Here is a 22,354-nt window from a genome sequence, read left to right as displayed (position 1 = left end):
CACGCGGCGCTCATTCGGCTTCGCGGCTCGCTTTCGAGCGAATCAGCCGCATATCGCCCGAGGCCCGGATCGTCCCCTGGACGTCGGCGTCGTCGTGGAGTTCCAGATCCGCACAGGAGACGTCGCCGAGGATCTCGGCCCCGTCGGCGATGGTGACGGTGCCGTCCCGGGTCGTCACGTCGCCGTGCACGCGCGTCCCCTCGCCGACCGCGACGTCGCCGCGGGCCCGGAGGCTGCCGAAGATGTTATTTTCCCGACCGACCGTGACCGTCTCCGCGCGGACGTTGCCATGGAGCCGACACTCGTCGCCGATCGTCGCGGGCGTCGAGGCCTGCCAGGCGTCGTCGGAGACGGTCGATCCGCGCGGGATCACGAGCGGGTCGTCCTCGCTCTCCCCGGAGAGCGCGTTCGCGAGTTCTTCGGCGCTCTCGTTCTCGCCGAGGTGGAGCAGTTGCGAGAGGACGACGAAGTAGAAGACAAGCGTCGGCACCGGATTGCGGATGACGATCCAGCCGTTGGCCTCGAAGCCCTCCTCGATGTCGACGTCGTCGCCGATGTCCAGGTCTCCGGAGACCATCAGCCGACCGCCGATGTGGACGCGCTCGCCGAGGTAGGCGTCCTCGCCGACGAGGACGTTGCCGGCGACGTCGCACCAGACGTCGAGGCGACAGTCGCCCTCGGCCTCGATGTCGCCGCCGAAGGTGACGCGCTCGCCGGCGAGGACGTTCCGCCCGCGGACGCCGAACTCGACGGTGCTCTGCCCGCCGACGACGATGTCCCCGTCGGTCACGAGGTCGTGTTCCTCGACGGTCGTCCCGTCGGGGATCTCCAAGGCGTCGAGTCGGTCCTGACCGAGTGCCACACTCCGGAGCAACACGTGCGGCGTAATAAACGACGCGTCAGACGGTCGTCGGACGAGGCTATCGAGCGGTTCGAGCGACGGGGCCGACCCGGAAGCTCTCGCGGAGGGAAGGGGACGTCGACTCGGGAGCCCGGAGAAGGGGATCGCTACGTCGCGGCGCGGTGGCGAGCGCTCCCGGAGTCTACCCTCTTCTGTCGGAGCGGAAGCAGATTTTTGTCGGTGCCAGTGGACTCAGTCGTATGTTGCTGGACCCTGCCGACTGCCCCGAACACGTGTGGGCCTCGATCGGTGTCACGGCCGTCGACGGGACGGTCCACCGCATCTGGGACTGCGAGCGATGTACCGCGTGGACGAAGGAACCGCTCGACGAGGACCGCCGCGTCCCGTGGGCGGACGCGGACATCTCGAAGTAGCCAGCGATGGTCGTCCCCGACATCGATCCGCTTCTCCTGTCTGAACTGGCGGTTGGAGCGGTCGCGCTCTACGCGCTCGTCACCGGGGCGCAGCGAGCTATCGACGCGCTGCTCGGACTCGCGAGACGGTACGACGTGCCGGAGGTACTCATCGGACTGACGGTCGTCGCGATCGGTACCAGCCTCCCTGAGCTCAGTGCGCACGTCACCGCTTCCGCTGGCATCGTCTCGGGCGCGCTCGACTATCGGACGACCTCGGCCGTCGTCCTGGGCGGGAATATGGGCTCGTCGACGACCCAGCAGTTCCTGCTGTTCGCCATCCTCCTGCTCGGGTTCGGTCGGATCGAACTCTCGAACCGGCTCCTGACCGACACCTTCGTCCCGATGATCGTGGGGCTCGTCCTCACGCTGGCGCTGTCCTGGGACGGGACCGTCTCCCGGATCGACGGGGCGATTCTGCTCGTCGGGTTCGGCGTCTACCTCGGCTTCGGGTACCTCCGTCGGCAGGGGATTCCGGCACAGGGCGCGCCGAGTACGAACGTCGCGAGGGACTCGACGGTCGCCGTGAGTATGCTGGGACTCGTCCTCCTCAGCGCGTCGATCCTTCTGGCGGTGATTCAGGACGTCGTCGCCGGCGTGCTGCTCGGCGGATCGATGGTCGGCGTCCTCACGCTCGGGATCGCCGCCTCGTTCCCGGAGCTGAGTACGGTTCTGGACGGAATCCGGCGGAAGACCCCGATCATCGCCGTGGGGACGCTGATCGGGAGCAACATCGTCAACCCCCTGATCGGGTTCGGTCTCGGCGGCGTCATCTCCACGTATCACGTCCCCGTCTCGGTCGTCGTCTGGGACCTCCCGTTCAAGATCGTCGCCGCCGTCGGCCTCCTGCTCTACGTCCGCTACAAGGACGGGATACTCACTCGTCACGTTGGAGTGACGCTGATCGGGCTCTACTTCGTGTACATCGTCGGCCGGATGCTGCTGTTCCCGGGCCAGTGAGCCGAGCGACGGCGACGCCACGCGCTCGCAGTCCCGCCGTCCTACGGTACAGACTGATGGGCTTTTACAACCCGACGACCTACCCGGAGCTATGACTGCGCTCTCGTTCGACGAGGACGGCGTCGACGTCGTCTACGAAGGGACCGAATTCAGGCTCGAAAAGTCGCTCATCGAGGAGGCGACCGAGAAGTCCTACCCGGACGTCACCGACCACGAAGTGCTGAAGATCGTCGAGGAGAGCCCCTCGCTGAGCGGCGAACCGCGCCGGATCGCGGACATCCTCCGCTAACGGCCGCCGGCACGCGCTCTCGCCGAGTTACCCGAACCGCTCTTCGAGACACACTTTCACGATCGACTTCGCGATCGCCGCCCCGCCGCCGAGAGGGTCGAGTTTGGTCTCGCCGGCGCGCTCGCGGTAGGGGATCGGCTCCTCGCGGATCTCGTAGCCGCGCATCAGGGGCCGGATCAGCAGTTCTGCGGACAACCCCGTGTTCTCGGTCCACTCGATGTCGTGGAGGAGTTCCCGGCGGTAGGCTCGCATTCCGGTCGTGGTGTCGTGGACGCGCTCGCCCATCAGTCCCGAGGCGAGCAGCGCGAAGGCGGCGTTCCCGAGTCGGTTCAGACCGGGCATCGCTTCGGCCCCATAGTAGAGTCGGTCGCCGGAGACGACGTCGTAGCCCTCGTTGATCAGTTCGAGGAACTGCGGGAGTTTCTCCATCGGATACGTGTCGTCGCAGTCGGTCGTGACGACGACGGGCCGATCCGGCGCGAGGACGGCCTCGCGGACGGCGTAGCCGTAGCCCATCGGCGGCTGTTCGATCACGGTCGCGCCGTGTTCGCGGGCGATTTCGGGGGTTCTGTCGCTCGAACTGTCGACGCAGACGACTTCTGCGCGACCGTCTGTCACGTCGTCGATGTCCGACAGCACCGTCTCGATAGCGGCCTCCTCGTTGTACGTCCCCATCACGACCGCGAGGTCGTCGAAGGTGTACTCGGTCATTACCCGCCGTTTCGCGCCCGACTATTTGAATTTTTAGGTTCGCCAAAAACAGGTGGGGACTGGCGCGGCGCGACTACGCCAGCGGATCCGGGATCCCGGGCGACTGGTCGGCGATCGCCCCCAGGGAGTCGTCGTGGAGGCGTCGGGCGACCACGTCCGCGAGGTTCCGGAGGTTCTCCGTGTCGTCGCGGTTGTACGAGACGAGGGTGTCGAGGGCGTCGTCGTCGCCGTCGCGGGCGTAGCGGTACCAGAGCCGAACCGCGTCCCGGCCCGAGAGGTCCGGGCGGTCCCGATCGATGCCGACCGCCGCTTCGATCGATTTGAGCCCGCCGGTCAGATCGACGCGGCGGCAGGGATACATCAGATCCAGGTGGGGCGCGTCGACCGACACGTCGAAGTTGTCTTCGAGGAACGGCACGTCGAACTGCTTCCCGTTGAACGAGACGACGAGCGGCGCGTCGCGGAACTGCTCGCGGAGCGCCGCCGCGGTCAGGTTCTCGCCGCGGATCAGCGTCGTCGTCTCGCCGTCCCGCGTGAACGAGACCGTCGTGACGTCTTCCCGGTGAGCGTCGAGGCCGGTCGTCTCGATGTCGAAGAAGACGGCCTCGTCTCTGAAATTCTCGTAGAAGCGCCAGGTCTCCCCGGCGGGGAACCGTTCGCCGAAGTAGCGCGCGTCGCCGTCGTCGAGTCGCTCCAGCGCCTCCGCGACGAACGATTCGACCCGCTCGCCGGTCTTCGGACCCAGCGGCGCGCGCTCGGAGTCGAACTCGTCCCAGGTGAGGATACCCGACTCCCACAGCGAGCGCTCGCGTCCCTCGCCGATCCCCTCCGCGGGGACGAAACTGTTCTCGATGCGCATACCTGCCTTCGGGAGCGGCGTGAGCCTAAACCCTTCGAGGCGGGCCTGGGGTCGATATCGGTCTGGGAGTCGAGGCGGATCCGTGACGGGCGGCCCCGGAGAGGGCGTGCGCGTCGGCCGCGTCGGTTTTGTCGCTCCGGAACGACCGCAGAGTATGTGCGGTCGCTACACCCTCTTCACCGCCGCCGAGGAACTCGAGAACCGGTTCGGGGCCACGTTCGCGGACCCGCCCGAACCGCGGTACAACTGCGCGCCAGGGCAGTCGCTCCCGGTCGTCGCGAACGACGATCCGGACACCTTTCGCCGGTTCAAGTGGGGTCTCATTCCCTCGTGGGCCGACGACGAATCCGCGGGCAACGACCGCATCAACGCCCGCGCGGAGACGCTCGACGAGAAGGCGAGTTTCCGGGAGGCCTACGAGCGTCGTCGCTGTCTCGTGCCGGCCGACGGCTTCTACGAGTGGGTCCGGGCGGGAGAGACGAAACAGCCCTACCGCGTCGCGTTCGACGACGATCGCCCGTTCGCGATGGCCGGGCTCTGGGAGCGCTGGGAGCCGACCCACACACAGACGGGGCTCGGCGACTTCGGCGGCGGCAGCGGTGGAGACGAAGCAGCTGGCGATAGCAACGACGACACCGCTGCCGTCGAGTCGTTCACGATCGTCACCACGGAGCCGAACGACGTGGTCGCAGACCTCCACCACCGGATGGCGGTCGTGCTCGACCCCGACGCGGAGTCGACGTGGCTCCACGGCGACCCGGCGGCGGTCGAGGAACTGCTCGAACCGCATACCGGCGACGACTGGCGGGCCTATCCCGTCTCCACGCGCGTCAACAGCCCTGCGAACGACGCGGCGGATCTGATCGAGCCGGTCGAGAGTGGATAGCGTCCCCTCGATCCCGGGCGCTCACTCCTCGCTCGCGTCGGCGACGTCTCTCTCGGGGGCGAGCACGCCTCGCGCCGCGGTCGCTTTGAACGACGCGACCACCGGGTCACCGGGTGAGAGATCGAGCGTCTCACGGCTCGTCTCGGTCAGGAGCGTCCGTAGCGGGGCGTCGACGCCGACGTCGACGGTCACGCGGGCGACGCCGTCCTCGGACTCGATGCTCTCGACGGTTCCCTCGAACCGGTTCCGGATGCTCGTCCCCGTCGGCTCGGGCGCGGCCTCCGGCGTCGTGAGGCCGACGGCGTCCGACCGGACGCCGATCTGGACGGTCGCGTTCGCGCGGTCGGTCCCGCCGCTGTCGGATTTGGCCGCCTCGTCGCGCTCGCCGCCCGGTTCGGCGTCGGCGACGATCGCTCGAACCGTCCCCGCGGGCGTCTCGACGGTCCCGAGGAGGCCGTCGCGATCGACGAGCGTCCCCGAGAACACCGATTCCTCGGCCCGCGCCAGCCCCGAGAACTCGGCGCGCAGTCGCTCGAAGCGCGCCAGGAGGTCGCGCGCGCCGTCGGTGAGCGTGCTCCCGCCGCCACCCTTGCCGCCGCGCTGGCGGGCGACGAGCGGGCCGAGCGTCTCCTCGAGTTCGGTGACGCGCTGCTGGATCCGGGCGTAGGACCGCCCGAGTTCCTCGGCCGCCCGATACATCGAGCCGAACTCGTCGATACCGTACAGCGCCTCGACGTCCCGCGCGTCGATCCGCTCGCCGTCGATCTCGATGAACGGCTCTCCCCGAGTTTGCATCGATCCCATCGGTCACCTCGCTACCGCCGACCGCGACGCCGACGACCGTGTTATCACGGTTCGACGTAGTGCCCCCATCGTATATCAACGCTGTGTCGGGGAGCCGAAGGCGCGCGCCGGGCCGTCGGGAAGTCCCGATCGCCGGACGTAACTTCAAAGAGTTTCGTCATTCACGCGACGAAAACGAGCGTCCGGTCGGAATCGACGCCGGGTCGGTATCGAAACCCTTCGAGAAGAGTTAGACACCAAGGACCACGCCGCGACGCTGAGATAGAATCAGTCGCCGTTCGGGAGCGGGAGTCGTACGAACGGATTTATACGACAGAGGTCAGTCTTTCTAATCGATGGACGTCCTCCCGTGGAATCGACGCCGCTTCCGATTTAGATTCACGAGCGGCGAGTTGACGGGAGCGTTAGGGGATTCGGTTACGGTCCTCCCGATCGTCGTGGCCGTCGCCGCGCTCACGGAGCTGTCGCTCGCGCGACTCCTCTTGGGGTTCGCCGCCTTCCAGGTCGTCTGGGGGGTCCACTACGGGGTTCCGGTCTCCGTGGAGCCGATGAAGGCGCTCGCGGCGCTGGTCATCGCGGGCTCGCTCACGGCCGGCGAACTCGCGGTCGCCGGACTGCTCGCGGGCGGCGTCCTCTTGTTCGTCGGCACGACCGGCGCACTGGCACGGATCCAGCGATACGTCGGACAGCCGATCGTTCGCGGCGTGCAACTCGCCGTCGGACTCGTCCTCCTGGAAACGGGGATCCAGTTGAGTCTCGACGGGGTCGGCTACGCGCTGCTCGCGCTTGCCGTGGTGGGAGTCACCGTCGCAGCCGGGCACCACCGAGTGAGCACCCTCCTCGTCATCGCGCTCGGCGTCGCCGTCGGCGTCTCACAGACCGGACTCCCGACCCCGCAGCTCCCCGCCCTCGATCTCACACTCCCGACCGCGGCTGACGTGTCGTCGGCCTCGGTAGGCGCGACCCTCGGGCAGTTGGCGATGACAGTCGGCAACGCGGCGGTCGCGACCTCGCTGCTCCTGTCGGACTACTTCGACGCGGAGGTCTCCGCCGACGAACTCGCGACCAGTATGGGCGCGATGAACCTCCTCGCCGTGCCGCTGGGCGCGATGCCGATGTGTCACGGCAGCGGCGGCGTGGCGGGAAAGTACGCGTTCGGCGCGCGAACGGCGGGGTCGAACCTGATCCTCGGCGCGCTCTACGCGCTGGCGGCGGTGCTGGCAGTGGGTGTCGTGGCCGCGTTTCCACTCGCGATGCTCGGGGTCGTGCTCGCAGTCATCGCCGTCGAACTCGGACGGGCCGGCCTCGAGACGAACGATCTTCCGCTCACCGTCGGCATCGGGGTCTTAGGCGTCCTGACGAACGTCGGCGTCGCCTTCGTCGCCGGGATCGTCGCCCATCGGGCCCGTCTGTGGTTCGCGACGGACGCCGACCGACGGGGCCGGTAGCGCGCCGGCGGCGACTGAACGGAATCGCTATACCCGCTGACTGACTATTCCCCCGGTAGTGTCGAAGGCGATCTCTGTTCTCGATTCGCCGGTCGGACTCCGCGAAGCGATCACTCACGTCGAGACGGTACGCGCGGAGGATCGATGAGCGACAGCCCCGGTTCGAGGCGTTCGGTCAACCTCACGGACGGCCCGCTTCTGAAGCCGCTTTTGGTCCTCTCGATACCGATCGTACTCACGAATCTGCTGCAAGTGGCGTACAACCTGGCGGACACCTTCTGGGTGGGCCGACTGGGCCAGGCGGCCGTCAGCGCTATCTCCTTCTCGTGGGCGATCGTCTTTCTCGTCATTACGCTTGCGGCCGGGTTCACGGTCGCCGGGACAGTGCTCGTCGCACAGCACAAGGGCGCCGGGAACCTCGATCGTATCAGCGCGGTCGCGGGACAGACGATCGCGTTCGTGATCGGCCTCTCAGTCGTCTTCTCGATCCTCGGCTACGCCCTCGCACCGTGGCTCCTCCGACTGATCGGCGCCGCTCCCGGCACGCTCGTATTCGATCTCTCGGTGACGTACACCCGGACGATGTTTCTCGGAATCCCGTTCGTGTTCGGCTTCTTCATCTTTCAGTCGCTATTACAGGGGTGGGGGGATACGAGGACGCCGCTGTATCTGATGTTGCTGGGAGTCGTCCTCAACGTCGTCATCGACCCGTTTCTCATCTTGGGGTTCAAGGACAATCTCCTGTTCGAGGTCGCCGGGCTCTCGGCGCTGCAGGCCGACCTCTACGCGTCGACGGGGTTCGCCGGGTTCGGCGTGCAGGGGGCGGCGATCGCGACCATCGTGTCCAGAGGCGTCGGTACGGTCATCGCGATGGGGCTTCTCCTCTCCGGTCGCGTCGGGATCCACCTCGCCCCACGGGACTTCGTTCTCACGCGGGAGACCGTGCGGACGATCTTCCGAATCGGGGCACCGGCGAGTGTCGAGATGAGCACGCAGTCGCTGGGCGTGACGGTCGTCACCGCGCTCGTCGCTCTCGCCGGGGCGGAATCGGTCGCTGCCTACGGGATCGGCACCCGGGTCACCTCGTTGGTCGTTCTTCCGGCCCTAGGCCTCGCTCGCGGGACCGAGACGGTGGTCGGACAGAATCTCGGAGCCAGACAGCCCGATCGGGCGACTCGCGCCGTCGTAGCGAGTGCGGGGATCGTCGCGGCCGTCCTCGTCGGCGTTTCGCTGGCGGTGTATTTCAACGCGGCCGCTATCGTCGGCATCTTCATCACCGGTGCCGACGCCGCTTCCGTCGTCGCGATCGGAGCCGAATACCTCCGAATCGTCGGTGCGACGTACGTCTTCCTCGGCGTCTTTTTCGTCATCCAGGGGGCCTACCGTGGGAGTGGGAGCACCAGATTGGCGATGATCTTCGGCATTCTGGGACTCGTCCTGCTCCGTATCCCGCCCGCGTACGGCCTCTTAGTGTGGTTCGATATGGGCGCGAGCGGCATCTGGTACGGTATCGCCGCGGCCAACGTGCTGATCGTGGTGCTATCCGGGGCGTACTTCCTTCGCGGTACCTGGGCCGAAGGAGTCGTCGGCAGGAACCGACCGGAAACCGAGACGGTCCCGGAGACAGTTGATTGAATATAGCTATATATGATTTATACGTCTGCAGTCAGACGGCTTTCGAAATGCATCATCGAGTGGCGGTGACATTCGGTATCGGACGCCACCGGAGGACCTGACGATTCTCAGCCGACGCACCTGGCAGCTAGCAACAACGTTTAATATTCTTCGTATTCATTTGACAGGAGGGATGGGAAACGACAGGGACGAGGCGGATCCGCTCTATCGGAGTACGAGTCTCGAGAGACCGCAGCTTCTGTCCGAGGATCAACTCTACCGCGCACTCGCCTCGACCCGCCGTCGCCGCCTCCTGTACTCGTTGCGCGAAGCAGGCGAGTGCACTGTCGACGACCTGGCGGCGATGCTCGTTCAGTGGGAAGGCAGGGATCCGAGGCGAAACGCTGACGAACAGAGTCAGGTACACATCAAGTTGGTACACTCGGACCTTCCGCTCCTTGCCGACGCCGGTGTCGTGTCGTACGACCGCGAAAACGAGACCGTGGCGCCAAAACCACTCGATCCGCTCCTCGATGCGTTGATCTCTCGAAGTGTCGACCCCGACAACGCCCCGTAGCGCCCGCCCGGCCAAACCCCCTCACCTTGCAGCTCCGACCGATGTGTCTTGAACCCCCTGTGAGATCTCACAGCACGTCCGTGCGGTGATTTCAACTGTCCAACCTTCTGTATCTCTCATACCGAAGCGAGTCTCCGGGGAAGTACTACTCTGCACGAGCAGAGTCCCGTTTTAGTCTGCCTCTCGAATGGTGCCGCGTCACTGATACGTGTCGCCTCGTCGCGATCTTGCCCGGAGTGGCTACCACAGAGTACGTATCGGCCGCCGATGATTCGCAGATGCCACGACGTACGAGCGGAGTCCGGGGCCTGACGGCTGTGCCGGCCACGGCGAGTGACGATCAGATCTCGTCTTCGCAGTAGCGGAATGTCGGCGGTCGGGTTCCCTGTCGCCCGGAAAATCGACGCGAGCGGTTCGGCGTCGATGGTTATTTGCGTATGGCGGGAGGCATCTGTCACCCTACCGCCTACACGGCGTCGGTTGGAACCAGGGTGAGAGTTTCAGTCCAGGGAATGTCGGTGCCTTCCCTAGTAACCGAGCGCGCATCCGTCCGGCCGGCTTCGATACCAGGCTGACTTCGTTGCCAACGACCAGTGGTTGGGACCCACTCCGCGCTCACTCAGCGACATCATCGCTTTCACTCGACCGGGACCCGTTGTCCCCAGATTATTATAGATGTGAAAGTGCAATGCACTCCGGAATATTACTAGCTTCCTCACAAATATACGTAATTGCAGGCGGAGTAAGAGCTACTAGATACACACCTAATCTCTCTTATTCTGCTATCTGCAGTACAATCAAGTGGGTCGCGTGTGAGGAGCGGGTATGGCCGCCGAAGACGCCGCCACCGAACGAAAAACGGTGATGACGTACGTTCCCGCGTATCAGAAAGAGCGCTGGAGCGAGCACGCCGAGGCGATGGGAATGAGCCAGAGCGAGTTCGTCCGGACGATGGTACAGGCCGGACGGCGCGATTTCGAGATTCCGTCCGCAGCGGGCGAGAAACAGGCGCCCGAGGAACCGGCTGAAAGCACCTCCAACCCCAGGGGTAAGGAAGCCAAAGACGGGGTCGAGGACCAAGTTCTCGACGTGCTCTCAGCATCCGAGTACCAGTCGTGGGACGAATTGCTCGCGGCGCTGACCGACGACATCGAGAGCCGACTCGACGAGACGCTCCAGGAGCTCCAAGCGGCGAACACGGTTCGATACAGCGGTCGAAACGGTGGGTACGCGTTGACCGCCGACTCAGAGGAGGAGCGATGAGCGTCGATACTGCCGCAGGCGACGTGCCGGAGGACCCGATCGGCTACTTCCTTCAGGATATGACTTATCACGGGAAGTCCGAGCGAACGCGAGAGGCGTACGAACGGGTTCTCCGACGCTTCGAGACCTTCCTCGACGATCCGTCGCGGAACGCCCGCGGCGCGCGAATCGATCCGGGAGACGCCACCCACCGTGACTGTATGGCGTGGATCCACTCGCTTCGCCGCTCGGACGTCGCGGACAGCACTGTCGCGACGTATGCATCGTATCTCCACCGTTTCTACGCCTACCTCGCTCAGGTCGGCGCGTTCGACTCGAACCCGATGGCGCTGGTGATGGAGGAGATGGACGAGCGAATCGATACGAACCCCTCCCGACGAGACGTGTCGATGCCGGCGATGCGCGAGTTCCTCTCAGATATCGCTCATCCGCTGGATCACGCCGTCGTCGCGACACTTCTAAAGACCGGAATACGCGTCGGGGAACTCTGTAATCTGGACCTTCGAGACATCGCGCTCTCGAACACGGCTGGTCGACGTGATACAGCCCTGAAGGCTGTATCCAATTCTGCAGGTTCCGCTCGGGCGCAACTCGACGGACGGGGACCGTCGCTATACGTTTCTGCGGAGCCGACTGCCGGCGAGATTCTTGCGGGCGAAGAGCGGACAGCGTCGAACAAACGGAAGCGCTCGACGGTGATTCCGGTCGACGACGAACTCGCGACTGCCCTGCGGCGCTGGCTGGCGGTCCGCCCAGCCACGCGTTCTCCCGCGGAACCGCTCTTTTGCAGCACCTCGGGGAGTTGGGGAAGTCGTCTCACACCGGATATGGTTCACCACCTCGTCGAAGGCCACGCCACCGACTCGGGATGGTATCGTCCCGGTGGCGGCGCCGAGGAGAACGTCACGCCACATTACTTCCGACACTTTTTCACGACCCATCTTCGGGATCGGACGGGCGACCGGGGTATCGTCAAGTATCTCCGTGGGGACGTCGCCGGCGATATCATCGATACCTACACGCACAACTGGGGGGACAGAGTTAGAGAGACCTACGAGTCTCACATCTACTCACTGTACTGCGGCAGTTCGAGGTCGGCCAAGTAAACCATATTTGGCTATACTAATTTTTCCTCCTCCGTCGAAGGGTCGATCCGTCACTCGGCCCGATACCCGACCCGGCCCGTTTAAGTCCCGTGAGGACCTCGGCCGGGTATGCACGTCGCGCTGGGCGGGACGTTCGACCCTGTCCACGACGGTCACCGCGCGCTCTTTGAGCGGGCCTTTGAGTTAGGTGACCTCACCGTCGGACTGACCAGCGACGAACTCGCCCCGAAGACCCGTCACGTGGACCGTTACGTCAGGGCTTTCGAGGATCGGAAGCAGGACCTCATCGCCGAATTGCAGCCGCTCGCGGACGCCCACGACCGGGAGTTTACCGTCCGGCGATTAGACGAACCGACGGGGATCGCCACAGAACCGCAGTTCGACTTCCTGATCGTTTCGCCCGAGACCCGAGACGGGGGCGAGCGAATCAACGAAATTCGTCGAAACCGAGGCCACGACCCGCTCGACATCGAAGTCGTCGATCACGTCACCGCAGAAGACGGCGACCGGATTTCGTCGACGCGGATCGTTCGCGGGGAGATCGATCGACACGGAAACCTCACGCCGGAGCGCGAGGGACGTGGCCCCAAGCGTCCGACCGAAGAGAACTCGTAGCCGCCCTAGCGGGTTAGTCTCCTGAGTACGGTTTTCGAGCTAGTTCGTCACGGTCACCGAACTGCCGACACACAGCTAAGAGCCTACCACGACGGCGATCGAAAGCCCGCGGATTCGAGAATCGGCTTCCAGTGTTGTTGAACGCTGAGCCGACTCACGCCCATCGCGTCGGCGACCCGCGATTGGGGTCGCTCTTCTCCGGCGATGAGGGAACCGGCGTACAAGCTCGCTGCCGCAACGGCACGTTTCGACCGGTCCTCGTCCGGGACTTCAGAGAGGAACATATCGGCCGCGTAAGATCGGGCCTCGGAACCGAGGTCCAACCGATCCGCGGCGCGTTCGATACGAGTCAGCCACTGTTCGTTATCGACCCGATCCCGGGCGCTGTACATACTTCAGCGTCGGCCGCAGTACACAAGAAGCCTCCGTGCGGAACGACAGGTTGATTTGGGAGTTCCAAGTAGGTGAGCGTGCGCGCGGGTAGCCAAGTGGCCAACGGCGCAGCGCTTAGGACGCTGTCCCATAGGGGTCCGCAGGTTCGAATCCTGTCCCGCGCAGTGAGGAGCGCAGCGACGAACGAGCAGGCACGGATTCGAGCCCTGCAAGTCGCAGCGCGCGAATGATGTGAGCGCGACCGTCTCGCTCCGGTTCGAATCCTGTCCCGCGCACCCAGACGCTTTCCGGCCCACATCCGAGCGAACACCCGATTGGATCGAGACCGACGTCGTTTACCCGACGTGAGCGACTCGACGAAAAGGTGCCACCGCCTTCGGTAGGCGCGGCCTGTCGGTTATCGTGGCTGCAGCCATCGTGGAAATTCGGGCCGTACGGACGGTGCTGGAGCCTCTCGGTGCGGTCTCACTGAGGTCAGCATTCGATTCAGTTGTCTGGATCGGCCCTGATCTCGGTTGAATTAGGGGTCAGTGAGCCACTTGAAATCAACCGTCAGCTCAACGGCTTCTGATGTCTCCGCCACCGGATTCGACGAAAAAACGGGTGTGGAATCCGATATCCGTATATTCGTCCGCACCGACCTCTCCTACCAGTGGCTTCTAGTCAGGCGGCGACGAGCGCGCAAGCAGGGCCAGCCACATCCGCGGAAACACGTCGCCGCGTCGCAGTCGTTGTCGCAATCGTCTTTATCGATCTGCTCGGCTTCGGTATCATCATCCCGATCCTTCCGTTCTACGTCCGCTCGTTCGGTGTGAGTGATGTTTTTATCGGATTGCTGGCGGCGTCGTATTCCCTGGCGCAGTTCGGAGCTGCACCGGTGTTAGGACGGATTTCCGACGAGCGGGGGCGCCGACCAGTGCTTATGCTCTCGGTCGGTGTCGCGGGCATTGCTTGGATTCTCTTCGGATTCGCTGCGGAAATCGGTGCAGCCTCCGGAGTGACGCTCGGCCTCGTCGTCCTATTCAGTGCTCGGTTGCTAGCCGGCGCAGCCGGCGGTAACATCGCCACCGCACAGGCGTATATCGCCGATGTGACGACACCGGAGGACCGTCCCGGCGCGCTCGGTCTCGTCGGAGCAGCCTTCGGTCTCGGATTCGTGTTCGGCCCGGCGATTGGTGGTATCCTGGCCAGCGACACCGTGGTATCGACCGCTCGAGCTCTCTTGCCCGGGTTCGTTCCGGTGACCCCGTTCTCATTGCCGAGCTTTGCCGCAGCGGGCTTCTCGTTTCTCGCGCTCGGGGCGACCGCGGTCGTGCTGAAAGAACCGGATCGAATCCGCACCCCGGCACGGCGTGTAACGTTCGTCGCGCAGTTCCGGACTGCCCTCGCCGACCTGACGCTCCGTCCGCTCGTTGTCGCGTTCTTTCTGACCTCGCTCGCTTTCGCTGGTATGACCGTGATGTTCGTGCCCTTCCTGGCTGATTTCTTCGGGTACGATGCCACTGCGGCGGCGATGTTCCTCGCCTACATCGGCGCGCTTGGAATCATTAACCAAGGGATACTCATCGGCTGGCTCTCGCGGAAAGTCGGTGTTCGATACGTCGTTCGATGGGGCGTCGTGGCGCTGTTCCTCGCGCTTGTCCTGCTTGCGGCGTCGCCGCTGGCGGGAACGTCCTCTCTCTCCGGGAGCGGGTACGGGTGGGTGACTGGCGGACTCGTCGTGCTGGTAGCGTTTGGCGCGTTGGCCTCGTTCGGAAACGGCGCGATCACAGTCGGGCTCGCGGCGCTCGTTTCGGAAGGTGCCACCGGAGATGCACAGGGTGCAGCCTTCGGAGTCACACAAGGGGCGGGGAGCCTCGGGCGAACGGTCGGACCACCGCTCGCTGCGGCTGCCTACGTCGTGGTCTACTGGTCACCGTTCGTCGCCGGGGCACTCCTACTGGTGCCGGTAGCGCTGATGTTGCGACGGTGAGCAGCGTGTAGTGAGTGTCACCAGCGAACGAGTCATTTCTGTCGGGAACGTACCGCTCGTGTGGCAGGTTCTCGCAGCGCGGAGATCGAATCGACAGTCGAAAAGCCCATCGGAGATGTGGACTCCTGGACTGCCGTCACGACCGGCGAACACCGGTTCGGCGGAACCGAGTGGCGCGTTGGACCGCGCGAAATCGGCCACGTCCACCCGTGGGGAATGCTCGATGTCGCCTATCTCCGCGCGCTCCGTGATGTACTCGTTCAGGAGGGCCAGACGGGTGCCCATCACATACTCGATGAATCCGGATGGACGACTTTCTCCATCGAACGTCCTGACGACTACGACCACGCCCGATGGCTCGTTCGACTCTCGTACCTCTACCACGTCAACGTCCTCAAGAAGACGCCCGCCGGAGGCGAGGCGTACGCCGCCGTCAACGTCGAGAGCGAACTCAACGACCTTGATCCCACAGACGCCGTCCGATCGGCGTTCGAACGTCACCCCGGGAACGCGGGAGCATCCGAACGGTAACCGCGGCCCGCGTAACGTTACGGGGCTTCCGTGTCTGCCGGGGGTCGAAATGCGCCGTCGCGACCGTACTTCTGACAGAGATGAATCCGGAACCGAGCGAGATGTTCGAGATGACCCGCCCCCGTGAGACCACCCGCGACGACCGGGTCGTCCGCCTCGCGCCGACTGTTCCCGTCGGCTGACTACGACCGTTGGCGGCGTTCGTTACTCGGTTCCGATTCGATCGAGTGCTTCCGCCGCCGCCTCACTGATCGAGTTATCGTCGTCGAGACGGTCGGTCAGGGTCTCAAGGTCGATCTGTTCACCGATCGGTCGGCCGCTGGTCTCCGCCAGTGCGGTGATCGATTTCACCGCGTACAGTCGACAGACCGGGTCCGGATCGTCCAGTAGCGGGTCGACTGCCTCTGCGATCGTGGCGGGATCCTCGACGGAGTCTGCGGCGTTTACCTCCTTCCAGAGCGTCTCCAGGGTGTGTCGACGGCGGGTGAGCGCCCGCCCGGAGTCGCCGGCGAGTGCGGGCAGGCACGCGACGATGACATCGATCGGTCCGGTCCCGCAGTGCACGACCGTCTCGGCGATCTGACGATTGGTCTCGCTGTCCTCGAACGCGAGGAGCGCTCGGAGTTTCTCGGGGGTACCGTAGCCGGTCATCCGAGCGAGGTCCGCCTCCTCGGACGCCTCCCGACGAGCCCGTTCGACCGTTTCCACGTCCGCGAGGCGACGGTCGGGCGGCAGCCCGGTCCCCTCGGCCGATCCGTACCCCTCGACTTCGTCGATGACCGCGCGAACCGCTTCGATCGAGGCCCCGGTTACGTACATCCGATCCGCCGTGCGCTCGACGTCGGCCGCCAGCGCGTCGCTCATCTCGGCAGCGAGGTCGGCGGTCGATTCGGCCGCATCCACCGTCGTCGACTCGTCGAACGCCCACACGACGACCTGCGAGCACCCGTTCCGGTCCACGCGCCCGACGGTGAGTTCCTGTTCGGAGATGGCACCGCAGACGCAGAGTTCCGGTGAGAGACCACAGGTGTCACAGACAGTCATTCGCTGCGGTCCTCTCGGCCCTCGGAATTAACTCTGGCGGCGACCGTCGACGAGTCTCGGACCAGCTGTCCGTGGGAACTGGAGGTCGAGCGACCGAAGACGCTGCCGGCCGAAGGGTGCGGCCGACTCGGTCCATCCAGCGATTGAAGCTTCCAGCGTTCATACGTAGTGCGTAGTGGTCGAAGGTCCCGCCGACACGGCGTCCGCCGAAGGTTCGAGGAGTGACGCTGCAGGCGCGATCTTCGGCGAGGACCGGGAGTATCGCTACCGACTGTGGCGGGTCTGGGACGAGAGACTGCCCGCGGTGGCGTTCATCGCGCTCAACCCCTCGACAGCCGACGAGGACGAGAACGACAGGACCGTCTCGACCTGTGTCCGCTTCGCGAGAGAGTGGGGGTTTGGAAGCGTGGTGATCGGGAACTGTTTCGCCCTCAGGGCCACCGATCCCGCGGAACTGAAGCGCCATCCGGACCCCGTCGGCCCGGAGAACGACCGGCACCTCCAGTCGATCGCATCGGACGCGGACAGAGTCGTCGCCGCCTGGGGCGTCCACGGATCGTACCGGGACCGCGACCGGGAAGTGACGGACCTGCTCGACGTCGATCTCTTCGCGCTGACCACGACGAAGGACGGACAGCCGGGACATCCGCTTCGGAAGCCCAGCGGGCTCCGCCCCGAACCGTGGTCGTCGCGTCCGCGGTAACCGGGCGGCGAACGGCGAACGTCGATGTCCGGCCGGTCCTCAACGCCGCGGATGGAACCGCTTGACGGCCTCGGCTACGGCGGCGGCGTCGCCGAGAAACGTGAGGTGATCGCCGTATTCGAGGACTTCGTCGGGGTCGGGGACGTGCGCCTCCTCGTTCTGACCGATCTCGGCGATGAGACACCCGCCGGGAATCCGGTCGTTCACCTCTCTGACCGACTTCCCGACCAGCTCTTCGGCGGTCATTTCGATCTCCTGGATGTCGTGGCCGTCGCTGGCGTCGTACATCCAGTTGGCCAGTTCGGGCCGCTCGATCTCGTTGTCGATCGCGAAGGCGGTCGACATCGGGGCGTCGACGGCGGTGACCGAGAGCGCCTCGAAGGCGGCCATATTCTGCGGGTCGTTCACCCGCGCGTAGACGTCTTCGACCCCGAATTTCGTACGCGCGGTCTGGCAGACGAGGAGGTTGACGTTGTCGTCCTCCGTCACCGCGACGACGATCTTTGCCTCGTCGATCCCCGCCGCACGGAGCGTGTCGCTCTCGGTTCCGTCGCCGTCGAAGACGGTGACGCCCGCCTCACGCGCTGCCTGCTTCTGTTTCTCGTCCTCCTCGATCAGGACGACGAACTCTCCGCGCTGTTCCAGTCGGGTGGCGAGCGCCAGACCGACCCGGCCCCCGCCGACGATTATCGTGCGCATTGGTGTCACTCCTAAGGCGTCGCCGATCTGCCGCGCCAGGCCCGCTTCGAGCGCGTCCGTGGCCGCGATGACGACGAACACGGTTCCGAGGAGGGTCTGGCTGGCAGCCTGGTTGCCCGCCGTCGCCAGTTCGATCGCGAAGAGCGTCGCCACGCTCGCGGGGATGATCCCTCGGGGCCCGATCGCGGCCAGAAACAGGCGTTCGGAGGGGTTGAACTGCCTGACGCCGACCGTCGCGATCCACGCCACCAGCGGTCGGAGGAGGAGAACCACCACGGCGACCAGGACGATCCCGCCGACGCCGAGTTGGACGATGGCACCGACGTCGATCAGCGCCGCCAGCGAGACGAAGACGAACGCCAGCACGATCAGCGTGGCGTCGCGGGCGAACTCTTCGATCGTCTCGCGGTGGGGCAACTCCAGGTTTCCGAGCGCGACCCCGGCGGTCGCCGCGGCGGCGATACCCGCCTCGGCGGCGACGGCCTCCGCGAGCGCGAACGAACCGATCGCCGCGCTGAAGACCAGGAACCGGGCCGTCTGGGGGCCACCTTCGGGCGTGAGTTCGTATCGGAGGAGGAAGTAGATGAGTCCGGTCGCCAAGAGTCCGGCCGCGATTCCGACGCCCGCCCGCTCGATGAACGCCAGGAGCGTGCCGGAGATCCCGATGTCGTCGAGCAGCATCGTCTCGAAAATGACGACCGCAGCGATCGCCGCGGACACGTCGTTGATGATTCCTTCGGTCTCCAGGGCCGCGGCGACGTGGTCCCTGACGCGGACGACCTCCAGAATCGGGGTGATGACGGTCGGGCCAGTCGCCACGAGCAGCGCGCCGACGACGAGCGATATCTCCCAACTCGCCCCCTCGAGCACGCGGACTGCGCCAGCCGTGCCGAGGAACATCACGGCCGCGCCGATCGTGACTAGTCGCAGCGACGTCGTCGACGCCTCCCGAATCCGATCGAATTGAAGCGCGAACGCGCCGTCGAAGACGATGATCGCGACGCTGAGGCCGACGACGGTTTCCAACCCGTCGCCGAAGGTGTCGACAGTGACGAACCCGAGTGCCTCGGGTCCCAACAGGAGCCCCAACGCCAGGTAAAACACCACGCTCGGGATCCGGATCCGCCTCGCGAGCAACTGGACGCCGATCCCGGAGACGAGGATCAGAGCCACGACGGGGAGCAGGCTACTGGCCACTGTTCGACGTGGTCGTACCTTCGCTGCGAACGTATTCATTCTATCGCCTGGAGCGGTAACAACCGTCTCTCCGGACGCGGGCGAACGTTTATTCGGGTGCTGGCAGAAGTATCGGATATGTTCGTCACGCCCGTCCGCGGAGGCGTCTGAGGGTGCCGGGACTCGTCTTTTGGGCGCTCGTCGTGCTGGCGACACTCACGAGTCTCGTCACGGCGTGGGCGCTCGGCGCCAACAGCAACTCTCCGCCGTTCGCCCCCGCGATCGGTGCCAACGCCATCTCGACAATGCGGGCGGCATTCCTCATCGGGATCCTCGCGGCGCTCGGCGCGCTGACCCAAGGCGGGGCTATCTCCGAGACGGTCGGTGCGGGCCTCATCGACGGCGTCCAGATCACGTCGCTGGCGGCCACGGCCGGGTTACTGACAGCGGCCGGATTTATGGCCTTCGGCGTCTACAGCGGCTATCCGGTCCCCGCGGCGTTCGCGACCACCGGCGCGATGGTCGGTGTCGGCCTCTCGCTCGGCGGCGATCCCGCGATCGACACCTACCGGAGGATCGCGACCTTCTGGGCGCTCGTCCCGCCGGTGTCCGGCGGCCTCGCGTACCTCACCGCGACGATCCTCCGACGCGACGACATCCCGGAAACGGTCGGCGTCCCGCTCCTGGCGGCCGTCGTCGGTGCGATCATCGCGAACGTCCAACTGGCGGTCGTTCCCTCGCCACCCGACGCGACGCAGAGCTCTCTCGCCGGGTTTCTCGCGAGGCAGGTCGGAACACCGACCCTCGCGGGTCTCGATCCCGTGGTCGTCCTGGTGACGCTGACCGCGGCCGCCGTGAGTTTCCGGTTCATCCGTCGGCGAACACAGCAGTCGGTGGAAAAGGGGATCCGGACGTTTCTCGTCCTGCTCGGGAGCGTCGTCGCCTTCTCCAGCGGCGGCAGTCAGGTCGGGCTGGCGACGGGGCCCCTGGAAAATCTTTACGGCGTCGAACTCGGCCTGCCGGGGATCATCCTGCTCGCGCTCGGCGCGGCCGGCATCCTCGGCGGTGCGTGGATGGGTGCGCCCAGACTCCTGCAGGCGACTTCCCGCGAGTACGCACAACTCGGCGTCAGACGCTCCATCGCCGCATTGGTTCCCGGCTTCATCATCGCCCAACTGGCAATCGCGCTGGGTATCCCGATCTCGTTCAACAACATCATCATCTCGGGCGTCATCGGCGGCGGTCTGGCCGGCGGCTCCGCGGGCGTTTCGCGCCGGAAGATCGGGGTCACGGTCGCCTTCTGGCTCATCACGCTCGTCGCCTCGATCACCGTCGGGTTCGGTCTCTACAGGGCGCTCGGCGCGGTGCTCGGTGGACAGTGACCTCAGCGGACGACGGTCACTGTCACGGGAGCTTTCCCCACCACGCTCGTCGCCACCGTCCCGAGCAACCGACTGGCGACCCCGTTTTGCTCGCCCCCGTGCCCGCCCATCACGACGTGGTCGACGCCGTGCTCGTCGACGTACGCCAGGATCGTCTCGGCCGGATCGCCGGTCTCGACCGCCGTTTCGATCGAGCGATCGACCGCGTCGGCCGTCGCGATCGCTCGGTCGACGATCCGGTCTGCGCGGTCGCGAGCGCTCTCGCGGCGGTCCTCGTCGGGGTCGAGAATTCCCCCTTCGATCATCCCCGCGTCGGCGGGCGTCACCACGTTCAGGACGGTAATCGGACAGTCGAACACGTCGAGAGCGTGGACGAGCGCATCGTCCGCCAACGGCGACCCGTCGAGCGGGACAAGCACGTGTGAGGGGTGCATAGGTGGCCTACGGCGGGTGAACACATATCCTCGGGGGTCGCACAGCGCACTGATGTCGAACTCGGGTCTCAGCTTCCGTTGCCGCTCTCGGAGCTATCGACGCCCATCGCCTGGAAAAGCTTCTTCCGGACGGCCTCTTCCGTGAGTTGCAACAGCGTGTCGCGGTTGTCGTCGCTCGTCTCGATCCCCGTGAAGATCCCGAGCGGGATCTCGACGTCGCCCTGGGTGGAGTGGCCGCCGGTCTCGCCGATCTCGGAGAAGGCATCCTGGAGGATCTTCCCGATGTTCATCCGGATGTCCTTCGAGCGCGCCGAGAGGAAGATCTGGTCGTCCGCGATCCCGAAGACGGCCGTCGTCGTGATGCCTTCCAGTTTCAGCAAGTGCTGTGCGGCCTGGCCGAGCGCGTCGCGGTCGCGGATGAAGCCCGCGTTCGAGACGAGGTGGCTGCCCTGGACCTCCCGGTTTTGAATCGCCTCCGCGAGCACGTCGAGCGTCTCCGGGGACATCGACGGCGACTCGACCTGTTCGAGGGTGTCGTGGTCGGCGAACGGGTAGAGGTACGCCGCCGCGGTGAGGTCTGCCGGCGTCGTCTCCCGCTTGAAGTCCAGCGTCTCCGAGCGGATTCCATACAGGAGCGCCGTGGCGACCGCCTCGCTCGGCGAGAGGTCGAACTCCTGGAGGTACTTCGTGAGGATCGTCGACGTCGAGGACACGTTCGGGCGGACGTCGGTGAACGCCGCCTCGATCCCCTCTTCGGGCTCGTAGTGGTCGATGAAGATGTCGACTTCGGCGTCGATGTCGGGGTCGCCGGACTTCATGTGGTCGACCAGCGCGACCGCGCCGTACTCCGAGAGCGGTTTGCCCTCCGACAGCGGGACGAGTTCGATCCCGAGGAGGTTGACGAACGCGCGGTTCTCCTGGTGGCCGATCTCGCCGTCGTAGTTGATGACGGCGTCGACCCCGTGCTCCCTGGCGATCGCCTGCAGCGCGACCGCCGAGGCGATCGAGTCGGGGTCGGGGTTGTCGTGAGTGAGCACCGCAAGGCCCTCCGAGGCCCCTTCGAGTACCTCGGCGAGCTGCCGCGCCTTGTACTCGAGTTCGCCGGACTCCAGCGAGCGCAACGCGGAGTCGGCGATGACCTCCGAGGGGTTGATCACGACGTCCGCGCCCAGTTCGGCGAGCTCGTCCTCGGAGACGGGATCGGAGGCTCGGACCACGATGAACTGGTCGCCGCCCCGGCCGCGGATCGCCTCGACGGCCGCCTTGTTGGCCTCGACGTCCGAGGCGAGAATCAGGATGACGTCCCGGTCTGCGACGGCGTCCGCGACGTCCGTGTCGGCGATATCGGTCTGCTGGGCGTTCAGATCCTGATCGCGGAGAGATTCGACGCGACTCTCGTCTTTGTCGAGGATGAGGACGTCTTTCCCCTCCTCGACGAGGTCCTCGGCCACGGCGTACCCCACGCTCCCGCACCCGAGGATGGCGTACGTGGACATCGAAGAGATTGTGACCCCAGCGCTCATTCTTAGCGTACCTCGCGTCGGACGACACTTAACAGCACTCGTTTGGCCGGG

23 protein-coding genes and 1 tRNA gene are annotated in these 22,354 nt (G+C 65.6%); 15 read left to right on the top strand and 9 right to left on the bottom strand.

Translation table 11 applies throughout. The features are described 5' to 3' along the window. Positions 1-10 precede the first annotated feature (10 nt). Positions 11-862: a polymer-forming cytoskeletal protein gene (locus tag NO360_RS00690; RefSeq protein WP_256305458.1), complete on the bottom strand. Its 852-nt coding sequence runs from the start codon at positions 860-862 to the stop codon at positions 11-13. Positions 863-1,101: 239 nt separating this feature from the next. On the opposite strand from NO360_RS00690, the gene NO360_RS00685 reads away from it, so the two are divergent. The 3 genes from NO360_RS00685 to NO360_RS00675 all read left to right on the top strand — a co-directional run bounded on the left by NO360_RS00685 (position 1,102) and on the right by NO360_RS00675 (position 2,563). Further along, positions 1,102-1,275 carry a hypothetical protein gene (locus NO360_RS00685; RefSeq protein ID WP_256305457.1) on the top strand — a complete coding sequence of 58 codons (174 nt, stop codon included), beginning with the start codon at positions 1,102-1,104 and terminating at the stop codon, positions 1,273-1,275. Between the two features lie 6 nt (positions 1,276-1,281). Next, complete coding sequence (locus NO360_RS00680) at positions 1,282-2,274, top strand: sodium:calcium antiporter (protein ID WP_256305456.1); 993 nt, start codon at positions 1,282-1,284, stop codon at positions 2,272-2,274. A gap of 91 nt (positions 2,275-2,365) precedes the next feature. Then, entirely contained in the window at positions 2,366-2,563 is a 198-nt protein-coding gene (locus tag NO360_RS00675; RefSeq protein WP_256305455.1) for a DUF5800 family protein, read from the top strand. Positions 2,564-2,590: 27 nt separating this feature from the next. On the opposite strand, the gene NO360_RS00670 is transcribed toward NO360_RS00675, so the two are convergent. Next, positions 2,591-3,274 (bottom strand): dolichyl-phosphate hexose transferase, encoded by a 684-nt coding sequence (locus NO360_RS00670; RefSeq protein ID WP_256305454.1) that lies wholly within the window; start codon positions 3,272-3,274, stop codon positions 2,591-2,593. A gap of 73 nt (positions 3,275-3,347) precedes the next feature. Further along, positions 3,348-4,133, bottom strand: coding sequence for a ribonuclease H-like domain-containing protein (locus NO360_RS00665; protein ID WP_256305453.1), 786 nt, complete (start codon positions 4,131-4,133; stop codon positions 3,348-3,350). 154 nt (positions 4,134-4,287) lie between these two features. On the opposite strand from NO360_RS00665, the gene NO360_RS00660 reads away from it, so the two are divergent. Then, on the top strand, positions 4,288-5,019 hold the full coding sequence (locus NO360_RS00660; protein ID WP_256305452.1) for an SOS response-associated peptidase: 732 nt from the start codon (positions 4,288-4,290) through the stop codon (positions 5,017-5,019). A gap of 21 nt (positions 5,020-5,040) precedes the next feature. Here the strand turns inward: NO360_RS00660 and NO360_RS00655 are convergent, their stop codons facing one another. Then, entirely contained in the window at positions 5,041-5,814 is a 774-nt protein-coding gene (locus NO360_RS00655; RefSeq protein WP_345780179.1) for a TOBE domain-containing protein, read from the bottom strand. 344 nt (positions 5,815-6,158) lie between these two features. Between NO360_RS00655 and NO360_RS00650 the strand changes: the two genes are divergently transcribed. The 6 genes from NO360_RS00650 (at position 6,159) to NO360_RS00625 (ending at position 12,446) form a co-directional block, all read left to right on the top strand. Further along, on the top strand, positions 6,159-7,271 hold the full coding sequence (locus NO360_RS00650; protein ID WP_256305450.1) for a putative sulfate/molybdate transporter: 1,113 nt from the start codon (positions 6,159-6,161) through the stop codon (positions 7,269-7,271). A gap of 144 nt (positions 7,272-7,415) precedes the next feature. Further along, entirely contained in the window at positions 7,416-8,906 is a 1,491-nt protein-coding gene (locus NO360_RS00645) for an MATE family efflux transporter (protein WP_256305449.1), read from the top strand. 172 nt (positions 8,907-9,078) lie between these two features. Next, on the top strand, positions 9,079-9,462 hold the full coding sequence (locus NO360_RS00640; RefSeq protein ID WP_256305448.1) for a DUF7344 domain-containing protein: 384 nt from the start codon (positions 9,079-9,081) through the stop codon (positions 9,460-9,462). An 825-nt stretch (positions 9,463-10,287) separates the two neighbouring features. Continuing rightward, the gene (locus NO360_RS00635; protein ID WP_256305447.1) at positions 10,288-10,725 is read left to right on the top strand and encodes a DUF5805 domain-containing protein; all 438 of its coding nucleotides are present in this window, start codon (positions 10,288-10,290) and stop codon (positions 10,723-10,725) included. Continuing rightward, positions 10,722-11,831, top strand: coding sequence for a tyrosine-type recombinase/integrase (locus tag NO360_RS00630; RefSeq protein WP_256305446.1), 1,110 nt, complete (start codon positions 10,722-10,724; stop codon positions 11,829-11,831). Before NO360_RS00635 ends, NO360_RS00630 begins: the two co-directional genes overlap by 4 nt. 108 nt (positions 11,832-11,939) lie before the next feature. Then, a complete protein-coding gene (locus NO360_RS00625; RefSeq protein ID WP_256305445.1) occupies positions 11,940-12,446 on the top strand; it encodes a phosphopantetheine adenylyltransferase in 507 nt (168 codons plus the stop codon). A gap of 83 nt (positions 12,447-12,529) precedes the next feature. On the opposite strand, the gene NO360_RS00620 is transcribed toward NO360_RS00625, so the two are convergent. Beyond that, positions 12,530-12,838, bottom strand: coding sequence for a cyclin family protein (locus NO360_RS00620; protein WP_256305444.1), 309 nt, complete (start codon positions 12,836-12,838; stop codon positions 12,530-12,532). 82 nt (positions 12,839-12,920) lie between these two features. On the opposite strand from NO360_RS00620, the gene NO360_RS00615 reads away from it, so the two are divergent. From NO360_RS00615 to NO360_RS00605, 3 genes are all read left to right on the top strand, one after another. Further along, a tRNA-Leu gene (locus NO360_RS00615) sits at positions 12,921-13,003 on the top strand. 488 nt (positions 13,004-13,491) lie between these two features. Then, a complete protein-coding gene (locus NO360_RS00610; RefSeq protein WP_256305443.1) occupies positions 13,492-14,811 on the top strand; it encodes an MFS transporter in 1,320 nt (439 codons plus the stop codon). 60 nt (positions 14,812-14,871) lie between these two features. Beyond that, positions 14,872-15,342 (top strand): luciferase domain-containing protein, encoded by a 471-nt coding sequence (locus tag NO360_RS00605; RefSeq protein ID WP_256305442.1) that lies wholly within the window; start codon positions 14,872-14,874, stop codon positions 15,340-15,342. Between the two features lie 204 nt (positions 15,343-15,546). Here NO360_RS00605 and NO360_RS00600 read toward each other — a convergent pair whose 3' ends face one another. Next, positions 15,547-16,386: an SUI1 family translation initiation factor gene (locus tag NO360_RS00600; RefSeq protein WP_256305441.1), complete on the bottom strand. Its 840-nt coding sequence runs from the start codon at positions 16,384-16,386 to the stop codon at positions 15,547-15,549. 175 nt (positions 16,387-16,561) lie between these two features. On the opposite strand from NO360_RS00600, the gene NO360_RS00595 reads away from it, so the two are divergent. Further along, entirely contained in the window at positions 16,562-17,089 is a 528-nt protein-coding gene (locus NO360_RS00595; protein WP_256305440.1) for a DUF1643 domain-containing protein, read from the top strand. Positions 17,090-17,128: 39 nt separating this feature from the next. Here the strand turns inward: NO360_RS00595 and NO360_RS00590 are convergent, their stop codons facing one another. Beyond that, positions 17,129-18,985, bottom strand: a complete 1,857-nt coding sequence (locus NO360_RS00590; protein WP_256305439.1) for a cation:proton antiporter domain-containing protein — start codon at positions 18,983-18,985, stop codon at positions 17,129-17,131. 152 nt (positions 18,986-19,137) lie between these two features. On the opposite strand from NO360_RS00590, the gene NO360_RS00585 reads away from it, so the two are divergent. Next, positions 19,138-20,346 carry an inorganic phosphate transporter gene (locus tag NO360_RS00585; RefSeq protein ID WP_256305438.1) on the top strand — a complete coding sequence of 403 codons (1,209 nt, stop codon included), beginning with the start codon at positions 19,138-19,140 and terminating at the stop codon, positions 20,344-20,346. Between the two features lie 2 nt (positions 20,347-20,348). Here NO360_RS00585 and NO360_RS00580 read toward each other — a convergent pair whose 3' ends face one another. Beyond that, entirely contained in the window at positions 20,349-20,780 is a 432-nt protein-coding gene (locus NO360_RS00580; RefSeq protein WP_256305437.1) for a universal stress protein, read from the bottom strand. 68 nt (positions 20,781-20,848) lie between these two features. Continuing rightward, positions 20,849-22,303, bottom strand: a complete 1,455-nt coding sequence (locus tag NO360_RS00575; RefSeq protein ID WP_256305436.1) for a DHH family phosphoesterase — start codon at positions 22,301-22,303, stop codon at positions 20,849-20,851. Positions 22,304-22,354: the final 51 nt, after the last annotated feature.

The sequence above is a fragment of the Halobellus litoreus genome (assembly GCF_024464595.1).
Lineage (GTDB): Archaea > Halobacteriota > Halobacteria > Halobacteriales > Haloferacaceae > Haloquadratum > Haloquadratum litoreum.
The sequence above is the reverse complement of the archived record's forward strand: the minus strand, read 5'-3'. Positions and strand labels throughout refer to the sequence as shown.

Bases quoted from the DNA above. Each gene is read 5' to 3' on its own strand.
- NO360_RS00685 (WP_256305457.1), top strand. From the start codon at position 1,102: ATGTTGCTGGACCCTGCCGACTGCCCCGAACACGTGTGGGCCTCGATC.
- NO360_RS00680 (WP_256305456.1), top strand. From the start codon at position 1,282: ATGGTCGTCCCCGACATCGATCCGCTTCTCCTGTCTGAACTGGCGGTT.
- NO360_RS00675 (WP_256305455.1), top strand. From the start codon at position 2,366: ATGACTGCGCTCTCGTTCGACGAGGACGGCGTCGACGTCGTCTACGAA.
- NO360_RS00670 (WP_256305454.1), bottom strand. From the start codon at position 3,274: ATGACCGAGTACACCTTCGACGACCTCGCGGTCGTGATGGGGACGTAC.
- NO360_RS00665 (WP_256305453.1), bottom strand. From the start codon at position 4,133: ATGCGCATCGAGAACAGTTTCGTCCCCGCGGAGGGGATCGGCGAGGGA.
- NO360_RS00660 (WP_256305452.1), top strand. From the start codon at position 4,288: ATGTGCGGTCGCTACACCCTCTTCACCGCCGCCGAGGAACTCGAGAAC.
- NO360_RS00655 (WP_345780179.1), bottom strand. From the start codon at position 5,814: ATGCAAACTCGGGGAGAGCCGTTCATCGAGATCGACGGCGAGCGGATC.
- NO360_RS00650 (WP_256305450.1), top strand. From the start codon at position 6,159: ATGGACGTCCTCCCGTGGAATCGACGCCGCTTCCGATTTAGATTCACG.
- NO360_RS00645 (WP_256305449.1), top strand. From the start codon at position 7,416: ATGAGCGACAGCCCCGGTTCGAGGCGTTCGGTCAACCTCACGGACGGC.
- NO360_RS00640 (WP_256305448.1), top strand. From the start codon at position 9,079: ATGGGAAACGACAGGGACGAGGCGGATCCGCTCTATCGGAGTACGAGT.
- NO360_RS00635 (WP_256305447.1), top strand. From the start codon at position 10,288: ATGGCCGCCGAAGACGCCGCCACCGAACGAAAAACGGTGATGACGTAC.
- NO360_RS00630 (WP_256305446.1), top strand. From the start codon at position 10,722: ATGAGCGTCGATACTGCCGCAGGCGACGTGCCGGAGGACCCGATCGGC.
- NO360_RS00625 (WP_256305445.1), top strand. From the start codon at position 11,940: ATGCACGTCGCGCTGGGCGGGACGTTCGACCCTGTCCACGACGGTCAC.
- NO360_RS00620 (WP_256305444.1), bottom strand. From the start codon at position 12,838: ATGTACAGCGCCCGGGATCGGGTCGATAACGAACAGTGGCTGACTCGT.
- NO360_RS00600 (WP_256305441.1), bottom strand. From the start codon at position 16,386: ATGACTGTCTGTGACACCTGTGGTCTCTCACCGGAACTCTGCGTCTGC.
- NO360_RS00580 (WP_256305437.1), bottom strand. From the start codon at position 20,780: ATGCACCCCTCACACGTGCTTGTCCCGCTCGACGGGTCGCCGTTGGCG.
- NO360_RS00575 (WP_256305436.1), bottom strand. From the start codon at position 22,303: ATGAGCGCTGGGGTCACAATCTCTTCGATGTCCACGTACGCCATCCTC.